Source organism: Sporosarcina sp. FSL K6-1522, assembly GCF_038622445.1.
Lineage (GTDB): Bacteria > Bacillota > Bacilli > Bacillales_A > Planococcaceae > Sporosarcina.
In genome coordinates this window covers 3,412,461-3,426,854 of the sequence record NZ_CP152019.1, presented here as the reverse complement: position 1 = coordinate 3,426,854, position 14,394 = coordinate 3,412,461, and the positions used below count along the sequence as shown (strand labels likewise).

15 protein-coding genes are annotated in these 14,394 nt (G+C 44.2%); 14 read left to right on the top strand and 1 reads right to left on the bottom strand.

The genetic code is table 11. The features are described from left to right. The first annotated feature begins 81 nt into the window (after positions 1 to 81). The 7 genes from MKY34_RS17065 (at position 82) to MKY34_RS17035 (ending at position 6,892) form a co-directional block, all read left to right on the top strand. A complete protein-coding gene (locus MKY34_RS17065) occupies positions 82 to 1,395 on the top strand; it encodes a pyrimidine-nucleoside phosphorylase (RefSeq protein ID WP_342515291.1) in 1,314 nt (437 codons plus the stop codon). Between the two features lie 344 nt (positions 1,396 to 1,739). Further along, positions 1,740 to 2,093, top strand: coding sequence for an anti-sigma factor antagonist (locus MKY34_RS17060; RefSeq protein ID WP_342512315.1), 354 nt, complete (start codon positions 1,740 to 1,742; stop codon positions 2,091 to 2,093). After that, positions 2,083 to 2,529: an anti-sigma F factor gene (spoIIAB, locus tag MKY34_RS17055; RefSeq protein WP_342512314.1), complete on the top strand. Its 447-nt coding sequence runs from the start codon at positions 2,083 to 2,085 to the stop codon at positions 2,527 to 2,529. The genes MKY34_RS17060 and spoIIAB overlap by 11 nt, the downstream gene beginning before the upstream one ends. A gap of 3 nt (positions 2,530 to 2,532) precedes the next feature. Continuing rightward, positions 2,533 to 3,333 carry a SigF/SigG family RNA polymerase sporulation sigma factor gene (locus MKY34_RS17050; protein ID WP_342512313.1) on the top strand — a complete coding sequence of 267 codons (801 nt, stop codon included), beginning with the start codon at positions 2,533 to 2,535 and terminating at the stop codon, positions 3,331 to 3,333. Positions 3,334 to 3,365: 32 nt separating this feature from the next. Continuing rightward, positions 3,366 to 4,814: a spore germination protein gene (locus MKY34_RS17045; RefSeq protein ID WP_342512312.1), complete on the top strand. Its 1,449-nt coding sequence runs from the start codon at positions 3,366 to 3,368 to the stop codon at positions 4,812 to 4,814. 204 nt (positions 4,815 to 5,018) lie between these two features. Further along, positions 5,019 to 6,347, top strand: coding sequence for a diaminopimelate decarboxylase (gene lysA / locus MKY34_RS17040; protein WP_342512311.1), 1,329 nt, complete (start codon positions 5,019 to 5,021; stop codon positions 6,345 to 6,347). A gap of 179 nt (positions 6,348 to 6,526) precedes the next feature. Next, positions 6,527 to 6,892 (top strand): GNAT family N-acetyltransferase, encoded by a 366-nt coding sequence (locus tag MKY34_RS17035; RefSeq protein ID WP_342515290.1) that lies wholly within the window; start codon positions 6,527 to 6,529, stop codon positions 6,890 to 6,892. 39 nt (positions 6,893 to 6,931) lie between these two features. Here MKY34_RS17035 and MKY34_RS17030 read toward each other — a convergent pair whose 3' ends face one another. Beyond that, a complete protein-coding gene (locus tag MKY34_RS17030) occupies positions 6,932 to 7,444 on the bottom strand; it encodes a DUF309 domain-containing protein (RefSeq protein ID WP_342512310.1) in 513 nt (170 codons plus the stop codon). 51 nt (positions 7,445 to 7,495) lie between these two features. Here MKY34_RS17030 and MKY34_RS17025 point away from each other — a divergent pair, with 51 nt between their 5' ends. From MKY34_RS17025 to ccsB, 7 genes are all read left to right on the top strand, one after another. Next, complete coding sequence (locus MKY34_RS17025; protein ID WP_342512309.1) at positions 7,496 to 8,245, top strand: segregation/condensation protein A; 750 nt, start codon at positions 7,496 to 7,498, stop codon at positions 8,243 to 8,245. 1 nt (position 8,246) lies between these two features. Next, positions 8,247 to 8,837 carry an SMC-Scp complex subunit ScpB gene (gene scpB / locus MKY34_RS17020; RefSeq protein WP_342512308.1) on the top strand — a complete coding sequence of 197 codons (591 nt, stop codon included), beginning with the start codon at positions 8,247 to 8,249 and terminating at the stop codon, positions 8,835 to 8,837. Positions 8,838 to 8,854: 17 nt separating this feature from the next. Continuing rightward, entirely contained in the window at positions 8,855 to 9,859 is a 1,005-nt protein-coding gene (locus MKY34_RS17015) for a serine hydrolase (RefSeq protein ID WP_342512307.1), read from the top strand. A 135-nt stretch (positions 9,860 to 9,994) separates the two neighbouring features. Next, a complete protein-coding gene (locus MKY34_RS17010; protein WP_342512306.1) occupies positions 9,995 to 10,726 on the top strand; it encodes a pseudouridine synthase in 732 nt (243 codons plus the stop codon). Positions 10,727 to 10,884: 158 nt separating this feature from the next. Continuing rightward, positions 10,885 to 11,430 (top strand): thiol-disulfide oxidoreductase ResA, encoded by a 546-nt coding sequence (resA, locus tag MKY34_RS17005; protein ID WP_342512305.1) that lies wholly within the window; start codon positions 10,885 to 10,887, stop codon positions 11,428 to 11,430. Positions 11,431 to 11,448: 18 nt separating this feature from the next. Further along, positions 11,449 to 13,107, top strand: coding sequence for a cytochrome c biogenesis protein ResB (locus MKY34_RS17000; RefSeq protein WP_342512304.1), 1,659 nt, complete (start codon positions 11,449 to 11,451; stop codon positions 13,105 to 13,107). Continuing rightward, on the top strand, positions 13,107 to 14,291 hold the full coding sequence (gene ccsB / locus MKY34_RS16995; RefSeq protein ID WP_342512303.1) for a c-type cytochrome biogenesis protein CcsB: 1,185 nt from the start codon (positions 13,107 to 13,109) through the stop codon (positions 14,289 to 14,291). Before MKY34_RS17000 ends, ccsB begins: the two co-directional genes overlap by 1 nt. The last annotated feature ends 103 nt before the right edge of the window (positions 14,292 to 14,394 follow it).

The following is a 14,394-nucleotide window of genomic DNA, read 5'->3' as shown; positions in this document are numbered from 1 at the left end:
AGGGGCCATAGAGTTCTTTCACGATGAAAGTGAAGTAGTCGTGAAGAGATCGAGGCGTAATTGATTAAACGAAAAGGTGTGATGGCATTGTTCAGAATGGTTGATGTAATTGAGAAAAAGCGTAATGGTGAAGTGCTTTCAAAAGAAGAGATTACTTTTTTTGTGAATGGTTATACGGACGGTACAATTCCGGATTATCAAGCGAGTGCGTTTCTCATGGCAATTTATTTCACAGGTATGACGGCTGAGGAGCAAGGACATTTGACGATGGCGATGGCCGAGTCAGGCGATCAAATCGATTTATCGGCTATTGAAGGGATTAAAGTCGACAAGCATTCAACTGGAGGCGTGGGGGATACGACGACATTGATCCTCGTGCCGCTTGTTGCGGCTTGTGGCGTGCCTGTTGCGAAAATGAGTGGTCGTGGCCTTGGGCATACCGGAGGGACGTTGGATAAGCTGGAGGCGATTGACGGCTTCCATATCGAATTGACAGAAGCGCAATTCGTCAAGCAGGTGAATGACTTGAAATTGGCTGTTATCGGTCAAAGTGGGAATTTGACGCCTGCAGATAAAAAACTATATGCGTTACGGGATGTGACGGCTACTGTTGACAGCATTCCGTTAATTGCGAGCTCGATTATGAGTAAAAAAATTGCAGCTGGTGCAAATGCGATTGTCCTCGATGTGAAAACGGGCGACGGTGCGTTTATGAAAACAGCGGCAGATGCAAAAGCGTTGGCTGAATCGATGGTGGCTATTGGCAAGCAAGTCGGCAGAAACACGATGGCGGTCATTTCGGATATGAGTCAACCGCTTGGTTTTGCGATTGGCAATGCACTAGAGGTTCGTGAGGCAATCGCGACGTTACAAGGGCAAGGGCCGGAAGATTTGACGGAGCTGTGCCTCGTTCTTGGTAGCAAGATGGTTGTTGCAGGCGGTAAAGCGGATTCTATTGATGAGGCACGTGCTATGCTGAAAGCGGTCATTGCTGATGGTTCAGCGCTAGAATTGTTCGGCAAACTGATTGAAGCACAAGGCGGGAATGCAAAGATTATTCATAACCCATCCCTGTTGCCAACTGCGAACTATCAAATTGAAGTACCGGCACTTGCTTCGGGCTATGTGACGAAGATGGAAGCCGATGATCTCGGCGTTGCGGCGATGCTACTCGGTGCGGGCAGAGCGACAAAAGAAGATGAAATCGATCTTGCAGTAGGCATTGTATTGAAGAAGAAAATTGGAGATGCCGTGCAGCAAGGTGAACCGCTTGCGATTATCCATGCGAATACGCAAGATGTTGAGCAATCGATGGCGTTGATTCAGAAACATATTGCCATTGGCAGCGAAGCCGTAGCGAGTCCATTGCTGATTGGTGAGATGATTACGGGTTAATATCAATAATAGACAAGAGCTATCCTTTTTACCAAGGTGTTTTCGGTAAAGGGGTAGCTCTTTTTTGTGTTGGAGGGTGTTGAGCTTTGTGTAACCGCGCAAAGCCGCGTTCGAAGCGATCAATCTTGTTATATAACTGCGCAAAGTCGTCTTTGAAGCACACATCCCCCCACACATCTTTTTCACAATACATGTGTAAATCATTTACAAGATGTACATACTTTTTTTAGCAATAAGGTGTGTCGAATCGTAAGAACCTTCCGCTATCTATGACTAGTTCTGTCAGTGTGAAAGGGTTCCCTCCTGCTAATGTGGAATATACCGCAGGAAGGAGGGGGTAAAGCATGGCGAATATTGAAGTTGCAGGCAATGGAATTTTAATTGTGACACTGCAAGGAGAATTGGATAATCATGAGGCAAATCGAATCCGTACCCATATTTCTTCAGCGATTTTCACAGGGCAGGTACGGGCTGTTGTTTGGGATTTAAGCAAACTTGGATTTATGGATAGTGCGGGTATTGGGCTCATTCTCGGAAGAATGCGCGATTTAGCACCTATAGAAGGAGAAACACTCATTTTGAATCCTTCTGCAACGATGGAGAAAATCTTTAACTATTCTGGATTAGGTCCGAATCTTAGATTTGGCACGATTGATGTAACAATCGGGGAAATTGGAGGGGTTGTACATGAACAATGAAATGACGTTATCATTCGTCGCAATTGAGGAGAACGAAGCACTGGCAAGAATGGCGATGACGTGCTTTATCACACCGCTGGATCCGACAATTGAAGAGATTTCGGAATTCAAAACCATTGTGTCAGAAGCTGTAACAAACGCTATTATCCATGGCTATGACTGCGACGGCAAGAGTCTTGTGACGCTTCATGCGGTCATTGAAGGAGAGAAAGTAACGATGACTGTTCGGGATGAAGGAGCGGGCATTTTCGACGTGGAGCAGGCGATGGAACCAATGTTCACGACGCGTCCGTTTATGGAACGATCAGGGATGGGCTTTACTATTATGGAAAGTTTTGCGGATAGTCTTTCAGTTGAATCTTCTATGGGAAATGGAACAATCGTTAGATTTGAGAAAATGTTTTCTCCGGTTACGGAAGTAAGCAGAATGAGGTGACCTATGGACGTATCCGTTGAAAAACAAGGTGTTTTGTTGTCTCAGGAGAAGATGCGGGAATTGATTAAAGTATCTCAAGAAGGCGATAAGGAAGCACGGCGAGTGATGGTGGAAGGGAATACTCGCCTCGTTTGGTCTATTGTTCAACGCTTTGCATCCCGCGGTGCTGATCCAGAGGACTTGTTTCAAATTGGTTGTATCGGTCTGATGAAATCGATTGATAAATTCGATTTGTCTTATGACGTGAAGTTTTCAACTTATGCGGTGCCAATGATTGTCGGGGAGATTCAGCGTTTTCTTCGGGATGACGGCATGGTGAAAGTGAGCCGATCCATCCGTGAGTTGAGCTTTAAAATCCGCCATGCGACGGATGATTACGTGAAGAAGCATGGCAGGTCGCCATCTATATCAGAGGTTGCCGAGGTATTAGAGGTGACTGTCGATGAAATCATCCTTGCTTCCGATGCCTTGCGTGATCCCGCATCTCTTCATGAGCAGTTGTATGAAAGTGAAGGGGATAGTTTAACACTAATGGATCAACTGCGAGATGATCGTTCGGAGCGGGTATTCGATCATATTCCGCTACGCGATGTGATTTCTAAATTAAATAAGCGGGATCAGACCATTATTTACATGCGCTACTATTTAGATTGTACGCAAAGCGATATTGCGGAACGTATCGGCATTTCCCAAGTGCAAGTTTCGCGACTCGAAAAGAAAATTTTGGCGCAACTCAAATTGTGGATGGGTGTCAATGCGGAAGAAAGTATACCTGGTTTCAGCAAAAGCTCTTCGAATGGATAAAACGTAGTTCGTGAAAAGTGAGGATGGAAACAATGAAGAAATTATTTCGGTCAATGCAAGAAGGGCAAGAGTGGTTCGAAGCTCGTTTTGGGAAAGGTGAGACATTCGATGCCACTGCTCGGTCGTTGCATCTTTGGGATATGCCAGCGCTATTACTGTATATTAATGGGCTTGTAGACGGCAACACGATTACGACTTTGTTGACGGAAATGCAAGGAAATACGGGACGGAGAGACCAGGAAGGGGACGGGGCTGAACGCTTCCTGTCCTTTTTCCCATATCATGCCGTATCGGATGTGAAAGATGCCGATGAATTACTGACGGCGATTTTAAGTGGGCAGGCTGCATTTGTCACACCTGAGGGGTATGTATTCACGATTGATATTCGATCGTATCCAGGGAGGCAGCCAGAAGAGCCGGACAATGAAAAAGTTGTTAGGGGACCGCGAGACGGTTTTACAGAAAATTTAATCCAAAATACGGCACTTGTGAGAAGGCGGCTTCGTACTGAAAAGTTACGTTTTGAAATGCATAAAACGACATTGAATGGAAAAACCGACGTTGCCATTACGTATATGCAAGGGGCTGCGAGTGAGGAGCATTTAGCTTATATCAGGGAAAGGCTCGACGCCATTGATCATGACGGTTTAACGATGACGGACAAGTCGCTCGAAGAGTTTTTGTTCAAACAGCGTTTTCATCCCATGCCTTTTGTGCGTTTTACGGAGCGGCCTGATATTTGTGCGGCGCATTTGTTGGAAGGGCATATTGCGATTATTGTGGATACGTCACCTTCTGCCATACTCGTGCCGGCTACATTATTTCATCATTTACAACATGCGGAGGAATACCGTCAGGCTCCCTTTCTAGGGACGGCGGTTCGGTCGATTCGCTTTTTCGGGGCGGTAATGAGTTTGGTGCTATTGCCATTTTGGTATTTGATAGCGACGAATCAGCAGTATTTGCCAGATTTTCTGAGTTATATCGGCCCAAAAGATATCGGGGAAGTACCACTTCTGCTCCAGTTATTAATCGGCGATATTGGCATTGAGGTGCTACGGATGGCGGCCATTCACACCCCGACGCCGATGTCGACCGCCATGGGGCTCGTTGCGGCTATCGTCATTGGTCAAGTAGCGATAGACGTTGGGTTGTTCACGCCAGAGGTCGTTTTATATGTAGCCGTCAGTGCTATTTTTACGTTTGCCATCCCTTCTTATGAATTAAGTATTACGACAAAAGTATTTCGGATTTTTATATTGTTAGCGACAGCGCTTCTTGGGGCACCTGGATTCTTCCTGTCAATGGCAGTTCTTTTCTACTATCTATGTTCGCTAAAACCGATGGGTGTACCGTATCTATGGCCAGCTGTACCGTTTTTTCCACAGGCGATGTTGCGTGTCCTTATCAGGTTTCCAATGACTGCCGATGAACCTAGGCCGTTCATCACAGATGCGCCGAATCGGGACCGTGTTTCATAAGAGGATTGCCACCCCCCACTCTGTTATGATAAAGTTTTAGTTATCATCATTCAGCGGAAAATCACCATCTCTCTATGTGGTGAGATGAATGCATTTTTGTTTTCCTGTTCAGTGGGTGTTCAAGCACTTGCTGAATGAAGATAATGCCTCTAGATACAATTACGCCGAGGCATAGTCGATAAGAATTGGGAGGGGGGATGCATTATGCATCTCTACGGAACACAAACCGTAAATGACAAAGGACATTTGACTATTGGTGGTGTAGACGCAATCGATCTTGCGCATACGTATGGAACACCACTCAATGTCTATGATATTGCATTGTTTCGTGAACGAGCAAAGGCCTTCAAAGAGACGTTCAAAAATGCAGGGATGCGTGCGCAAGTTGCGTATGCGAGCAAAGCGTTTTCGTCTATTGCCATTTATGAAGTGGCCGAACAGGAAGGGTTGTCGTTAGACGTTGTTTCGGGTGGAGAGTTACATACGGCAGTTGCTGCTGGATTCCCACGTGAACGGATTCATTTCCATGGTAACAACAAGAGCTTTACGGAACTGCAATATGCGTTCGATGAAAAAATTGGCTGTATCGTCATTGACAACTTTTCTGAAATTGCATTGGTGAAAGAAATTGCTGAAACGCGTAAAGAGAAAATGAATGTGCTCATTCGAGTTACACCAGGCGTAGAAGCGCATACACATGATTACATTACGACGGGGCAAGAAGATTCTAAATTCGGCTTCGACTTAAAAAATGGGCAAACGGATGAAGCATTTTTGCAGTTGCATGATCACCCATATATTGAGCTGCTCGGTATGCATTGCCATATCGGTTCTCAAATTTTTGAAACAGATGCTTTTCGTTTGGCAGCAGAAGCATTAATGGAGAAAATGATTACATGGCGCGACAATCATGCATTCATCTGTACGGTCTTAAATTTAGGCGGCGGCTTTGGCATCCGTTATACGGAAGAAGACACGCCACTTGCTCCAGCCGTGTATGTTGAAGAAATGGCAACTGTTGTTTTAGCATTGACACGTAGTTACAACTATCCTGTTCCTGAAATTTGGATTGAGCCAGGTAGGTCACTCGTTGGAGACGCAGGTACAACACTGTATACGACGGGCAGTGCGAAGGTCGTTCCAGGTGTCCGTACATATATTGCTGTTGATGGTGGAATGGCGGATAATATACGTCCAGCATTATACGGTGCACATTATACAGCGGCATCTGCGAATCGCATGGATGAACCACATGATGACAAAGTTACCATTGCTGGGAAGTGTTGTGAGTCTGGTGATAAAATCATAGAAGAGGCCTATCTTGCTGCACCAACAGAAGGAGATGTCATTGCTGTGTTCTGTACAGGCGCTTACGGTTACTCGATGGCTAGCAATTACAACCGGCTTCCCAAACCGGCCATCGTCTTCTGTGAAAATGGTGAACACCAACTCGTAGTCAGAAGAGAAACGTATGAAGATGTCATTAGACTCGATATCCCTCTACAAAAAGTAAAACAGGAGGAGACGATATGAGGAAACGCAATATCCTCCTATTCTTGTTTATCGTAGTCGCGGCAATTGTGTGGGGATTGATTTACTGGAATTTTGTTGTTCCAATCATTGATCCACGCTAATTGGCAGCTACTTATTATTGAAAAACCTCCATCGTTCGTAAGCGATGGAGGGCTTTCAGAAAAGAAGGGATTCAATTGATGCTTTTACGCTATAAAAAAACGTATGAAAAAATTGCGATGGGCTTGTTATCTTATATGCCTGGCGATAAAACGGCGAAAAAATTGCAGGAAACTATTCATCGTTATGAAACAGACGATACTTGGCAATTGTATTTGTTGAAAGAAGATGATGATTTCATCGGTTTAATCGGCATGGAATTAGGAAACGATGCGTATAAATTACAACATATTTCTGTCAATCCATCCTTTCGAGGCGAAGGGGTTGGCAAGGAAATGGTCACAAAACTGCAGGCGCTTTTTCCTGAAAAGGAATGTATAAGTACCGAAGAAACCCATTCATTCATACAGAAATGTAAATTGAAAGAAGAAGGCGCAGATGAATAATTTCTGCCCTTCTTCTTTTCTGCGTCTAGTCTTCAGCTTCTAGCCTCTAGCCTCTCGAATTGCTTGCGCTTTGTTGCGCTCACGGAGAATATTACTGCGGTCTCGCCGCATATGTTTATGAATAATGGCATCGCTACCGAAAGGGAGTAGTTGCATAGAAGGCTTTGTTGTTTCGATATGTGTTTGTAGTTGTTCGGATGCTATACGTAATGAGAAAGCGTGAAAGGGTTGCCCATTCTCTACTTGTTGTAAAACCTGCTGCACATCGAGCGCTAATTTGTTCATATCGATTTCTGCCCTGTAGAGAGCTGGGAAAATCGAAAATTTTGCGTGTGATTTTCGCAAGGTACGCAGCGCACCAATCGTATTACCTCTACGCCAATGATACAATCCTGTCGACAGTAAAATAAAGGCTGTGAGCGGATGTTCTTTGTTACTGTCAGGTAGTGATTTCCAATATTCTTCTAAAACTTCGTGGCACTCGAAATAATCTTGATTATCATTAAAATAAACCATAAAATTTACGAAGAGCGGATGATGGTACGGATGCATAAGATCAGTCCTTTCTGAAGTAAAAATATTTAGGTAGGTGTTTTACACAATATGTCATACAAAGTAAGACTGGAAGCGTTTGAGGGTCCCCTTGACCTATTATTGCATTTAATTAACCGACTTGAAATTGATATCTATGATATTCCAATGGCTGAATTGACCGCGCAGTACATAGAGCACCTTCATGCGATGCGTGTACTGCAGTTGGATGAATTGAGCGAATACCTCGTCCTTGCAGCTACACTAATCGAGATTAAGAGTAAAATGTTACTCCCAGTGCACGAAGGGGAGGGATTCGATGAGGATGTCGATTACGATATGGAAGAAGACCCGCGTGACGAATTGGTTGCGCGCTTGATTGAATACCGGAAATATAAGGAGGCAGCTGAAAGTTTAAAAGAATCAGCAGACGAACGATCCGAGCATTTTACAAAAACGCCTGGTGACCTATCTGAATTCGGCGAACTTATTGTGACGGAGTCAGAAGAAAATTTGAATGTCTTTGATTTGATCGGTGCGTTTCAAAAGATGCTAGAAAGAAATCGTTTGAAGGCGCCGCTGACGGCAAGGATTTCAAAAACAGAGCTATCTGTTGGTGAGAAAATGGACGAAATTATGGCGAAGCTTGAAAGAGGCGGTGGGAAATGCGACTTCTACGCATTATTCGAAGAAGGGGACATTCCTGAACTTGTTGTCACTTTCATGTCGTTATTAGAATTGATGAAACGGCGGGATATCATTGTCGAGCAACAAGGGAATTTTGATAAATTGACAGTGCTGTTCCGACGGGAGGATGAATAATATGGAAATGGAAGACCGCTTGGCAGCGATGCTTGAAAGCTTTTTGTTTATAGCGGGTGATGATGGCTTGTCTGTTAAACAGCTGGCTGGACTCATTGAGCGAGAGGAAACAGCAGTGATGGCTGTGCTTGAGCGCTTGCGACAGGGATATGAGAGCCGAGAGGATAGTGGCATTACGCTAAAGGTTTTTGGAGGAGCGTACCGCCTAGTGACGAAAGCCGAATTTGCAGATGTCATTAAGCGGCTGCTAGAAAATCCAGCCCCGAAATCCATGACACAAGCCTCGCTTGAAGTGCTGGCGATTATTGCGTATAGACAGCCTGTAACACGTGTGGAAATCGATGATCTGCGCGGTGTGAAATCCGAAGGGCCGATTAATACGCTTATTGCGAAAGGGCTGATTATGGAAAAAGGACGATCGGAAGGCAGCGGACGAGCTATATTGTATGGGACGACGGAATTATTCCTAGATCGCTTTGGACTGGCTTCGCTTGAAGGGTTACCACCACTTCAACAAGAAGAAGACCAAGGAGTGGGGGATACAGATTTGTTTATGACGAAGTTTCAGGAAGCTTTTGCAATCGAAGAGTAAGCGCGAGGAGGAGTCGAATGGTAAAACGGGCGCTGCTGATTGTCCTGTTTTTCTCACTATTTCTTGGAGTTAGCCCGAAAGTAGCGGCAGCTGGAAATGCCTGGGCCGTTATTGATGCAGATACAGGCAGATTATTGGATGGCTACAATGAGACTGTCCAATTGCCCATCGCTAGTTTGACAAAGGTCTGGACGGCTTTCACGTTTATTGAAAGTGGAGTTGCCGCTGGAGAGGTTACCATATCCCCCGAAGCGGCATTGGCGGAAGGGTCTTCGCTATATTTGCAGCAAGGTATGAAAATCGATGCAGACGCATTGCTGTACGGCCTGATGTTGCGTTCGGGCAATGATGCGGCGCGGGCCTTGGCGGAACATGCAGGTGGTTCGCTAGAGGGCTTTGTGGACTTGATGAATGAGAAGGCGTTGCTGTATGGACTGAATGACACGGTATTTACCAATCCATCGGGTCTGCATGATGAACGCCATTTATCCACTGCGTATGATACGGCATTGATGATGCGCTTTGCGATGGAAAATGATCGCTTTCGAACCATCGCGACGACGAAACAACATGTGTACAAGGGAGAAGAGCAGACATACAGCTGGCGCAACAAGCATCGCTTGCTCCACGCCGAACCGACTGCCCTTGCTGGAAAAACCGGCTTTACAAAAGCGGCTGGTCGGACGTTAATTACCTATTTCGAGAAAGACGGGAAAAACATCATTGTCGTGACGCTAAACGATGGCAACGACTGGAATACGCATAGACAATTAGCGGAAAAAGCATTTTCAGAAGCAAAATTGGTCACGTTAGCGAAAAAGGGAAAATACGCCATTCTTCCTGGTGTGGAGGCCGAACTAGACACGCCGATTCGTCTTTTACTAAAAAAGGGGGAAAAGGCCAAACTGTCGACAGTCGTTCAGATCCCACGAGGGCAAAAGAACGGCAGTACAGGACTCTGGACCGTTTCGTTAGGCGATGAACTTTTAGTCACGAGGGCCGTACACATTAAACAGAAATAACTGCAAGAGTCAGCCACTAAAAAACAGGAAAGTATGACGTTTTTAAGAAGACTGCCCCTCTATAGGTCAGTCTTCTTTTAATTTGACGTAAAGTATGACATAATTTTTCACAGAATGAAGGACGGAGTGACGAGTATGGAAAGATTACAAAAAGTATTAGCACAAGCAGGGGTTGCGTCCCGGAGAAAATCGGAAACGCTTATTGTGGAAGGTAAAGTAAAAGTAAATGGTGTTGTCGTAACGGAATTAGGTACCAAGGTATCTAACTCGGATCGCGTGGAAGTAGAAGGTATTGAGCTCGTGAAAGAAAAGTATGTCTATTATCTTTTATATAAACCGAGAGGCGTTATTTCGACGGTCAATGACGAGAAAGGCAGAAAGACGGTGCTTGACCTGTTCCCTCAAGTGGAGGAAAGAGTATTTCCTGTCGGCCGACTCGATTATGATACATCTGGCGTGATTCTAATGACGAATGATGGGGATTTTTCGTATTTGATGACGCATCCTAAATTTGGCATTAAGAAAAAGTATGTGGCAAAAGTGAAAGGCATTCCGGATCGTGAAGCACTAAAGAAACTAGAACGAGGCATCGAGTTGGAAGATGGCAAGACCGCTCCAGCGCATGTCAAAATGCAAACGGTGGATAAAAAAGCAGGCACAGCACTCGTTGAAATTACAATCCATGAGGGGCGAAATCGTCAAGTGCGTCGCATGTTCGATGCGATTGGCTGTCCTGTTCAAAAATTACGCCGTGAGTCATTTGGTAACGTCACAACATTTGGGTTGAATGCGGGAGAAGCGAGAGAATTGACGAAACATGAAGTAAAGCAGTTACGTGTGCTCGCAGAAACAGGTAAAATCGGCTAATAGACGCCCTTTGTTCACAATCCTTTCATTTATGCGGGAAGATATAGGAATTTCTTTTGGTATAATGGAAGATGGAACGAAGTATGTAGGATTAAGTGTAAGGCCTTGGGCGGGAAGCATAAGGTGTGGCGCATCACCCCCAAGGTGTATTTGATTGTATGGAGGTAGAACGTGTGGCAAAGGATACAAAGAAGAAAAACCGTCTTATTATCAGGACAATCGTCCTCTTACTACTTGCTTCGGCCGTCATTTATACTATCGCTTCGAAGGATAAAGTGAAAGTGCTAGAAGTTGGCGATAAGGCGCCGGATTTTGAGCTTGTCGATTTAGAAGGCAATAAACAACGGCTGTCAGATTATAAAGGAGAAGGTGTATTCCTGAACTTCTGGGGGACATGGTGTGCTCCTTGTAAAAAAGAAATGCCGTATATGGAAAATCAGCACAAAGCCTTTGAAGAAAAAGGTGTGCGTATTTTAGCTGTTAACATTCAAGAATCAGACTTGAAGGTGAAAGCGTTTAGAGATCAGTATGGCTTAACGTTCCCTATCGCCATCGATAAGGACAAGAGTGTACTAGAAGCCTATAACGTCATTCCACTTCCAACCACCTTCCTAATTGATAAGGACGGGAAAATTAAGCAAATTATTACGAGAGAAATGTCTGAAGAGGAAATCATTTCTCACATGGAAAGTATTCAACCTTGATAAGGAGCACATGACAATATGAGCAAAATTACATGCCAGTGCGGTCATGAAAATCCATTTGGCACAGTGCTTTGTGAGCGATGTGGTAGACCGCAGACTGAAGAAGCGAAGAAAAGTAAACTTGTGGATATGCGTTATGAAGGTTCGGCAAGAAGATCGCAGACGTATAAAAGATCAGTAATTGATAAAGTATGGAATTTCTTTTCAAGTGTCAAAATAGGGATTAGTATCATTGTTGCGGTTCTTGTGACTGCGGCGATTGGTACAATATTTCCGCAGAAACTGTATGTACCGGTCTCCCCGACAGCAGGAGGTGCGGAGTATTTAGCGTATTATGAGCGTCTATATGGGTTTGCTGGTACGCTTTATTACAAACTTGGTTTTTATGATATGTACAATAGTTGGTGGTTTATTACGCTAATTGGGATGCTTGGTACGTCCATTATCATCGCCAGTGTTGACAGAGTCATTCCGCTCTATAAATCCTTGAAAAAACAGCGCACCAAACGTCATAGTTCTTTCATGAAGAAGCAGCGTATCTACGGTGAGGGTTCGTCTGAAGATACGGATGCAGCACTTCTGAAGGCAGAAGAGAAGCTGAAGGAACTGCGTTATAATGTGAAAACAGAAGATGGTGCTTTACTTGCCGAAAAAGGCCGTTTTTCAAGATGGGGACCTTACGTTAACCATACGGGACTTATTATATTCTTATTCGGTGTGTTACTACGCGGAATTCCTGGCTTTTATGTAGATGAAACGATGTGGATTCGTGAAGGAGAAACCCGTTCGATACCAGGAGCGGAAGGCTACTTTTTGGAAAGTAAAGAATTCATCATGGAAAGTTATACGAAAGAGGAAGCGGACGCAGTATTTGGTGAGGCACTCGATCGTGTAGGGACCATTGCTAAAAACTACCAAACGGATGTTGCGCTATATGAAAACGTTGGAAACCTTCCGGGGCAATCGGATCAGATGAAGTTCGTGAAAGACTATTCGATTATTGTCAATAAGCCGCTTAAATTCGATGGGTACAATGTCTTCCAAATGGATTACCGTTTGGATGAACTAAAATCCATGACCTTTAAGTTGACAGAAAAATCTACGGATCAATCATTTGGTGAGTTCACGGTTGATTTGACGAATCCGGAAAAGTTATATGAACTAAATGATGGCGCTCGTGTAGAGTTGTTGGATTATTATCCGGACTATGACGGTGTTGAAAACGGAGAACCGGTATCAAAATCGCCTATTCCAAATAATCCTGCATTCATCTTTAAAATGGTGACGCCTGCTAAACCAGATGGTGAAAAAAGCTTTGTGGCCATTAAACAAACGCTTGAAACAGAAGAAAATGCATATAAAGTAAACTTTGTGAGCGCGGAAACACGTGATATTTCAGGCCTCACGATTCGTAAAGACAAAACGCTTTATATCTTACTGCTAGGTGGCATCATCTTTATGATTGGTGTTGCACAAGGTTCTTATTGGAACCATAGAAGGTTATGGATTCAAAAAGGCCCGAACAATGAATTATTAGTAGCGGGTCATACGAATAAAAACTGGTTCTCGTTGAAGAAAGAACTGGATAAAGTGAAAGACTTTGCGAATTTGCCAAGTTACGAAGACAGGCAAGACAAGGAGTCCATTTCGGAAGATAAGGAAGGGGACAAGTACTAATGGAACTTGCATCGTTAAGTGCCAATTTGCTTTTGGTTTCTTTTATCGCCTATCTTGTTGCTACGGCATTTTTTGGTGGAGCAGTAAAAGGTGCGAAATCAGAAGCTTCTTATAAAAACAACAAATGGGGTAAAATCGCAATTACGATTACAATTATCGGATTTATTTCGAATGTTGGGTACTTCATCACACGGTGGATGGCATCAGGTCATGCGCCCGTTAGTAATATGTTTGAATTTACGACAGCATTCGGGATGATGCTTGTTGGGTCATTTATTCTGATTTATTTCTTATATCGGACACCGTCACTTGGTTTGTTTGCATTGCCAATTGCGGTGATTATCATTGCCTATGCAAGTATGTTCCCAAGAGAGATTACACCGCTTATTCCGGCACTTAAAAGTTATTGGTTAACGATTCACGTTATTACAGCTGCACTAGGTGAATCGATTCTTGCCATTAGTGCGGTGGCGGGACTGATTTTCTTATTGAAAAATGTGGATTTGACAAAAAAATCGAAACAGCGTTTTTGGCTTGAGGCTGTCATGTTTACACTTGTTTTAGTACTCGGTTTTGTCGTCTCATCTACAGGCTTTAAACTAGCGGGGTATGAAGCGCAATTTACGTATATCGATAAAAATGAGCAAGTTGCTAAAATTGAGTATAATTATCCACCACTCATTGGTATGAATCAGTATGAGGCATTGACGCCAAGTGCAATGACGCCTTGGGCTGAAGTACCGGCTATCATTAATGCGAAGACGTTGACAACTTTCCTTTGGTCGATCGCTACGGGGATTGTGTTATATGTAATTTTGCGATTGATTTTCCGCCGTCCACTTGCGGCCGTGTTCCAACCATTCGCGAAAAAAGCGAATTCACAACTGATGGACGAAATCGGCTACCGCTCTGTATTGATTGGATTCCCTGTATTTACACTTGGGGCACTGATCTTCGCTATGATCTGGGCCCATGAAGCCTGGTCACGCTTCTGGGGCTGGGACCCGAAAGAAGTTTGGGCGCTTATTACATGGCTGTTTTACGCAGCATTCCTTCACCTGCGATTATCCCGTGGGTGGGAAGGCGAGAAGTCTGCATGGCTTGCGGTTATCGGATTTATCATCATCATGTTTAACCTCATTGCCGTGAATCTGATCATCGCTGGGTTGCATTCATACGCATAAAACCTAAGAGAGGCTGCACGGCAATGACCGTGCAGTCTTTCTGTTTCTTTTTTGCACGACGGCTTGTACAATAGAATGAGAAGTATGTTGAAGGGGGATAATG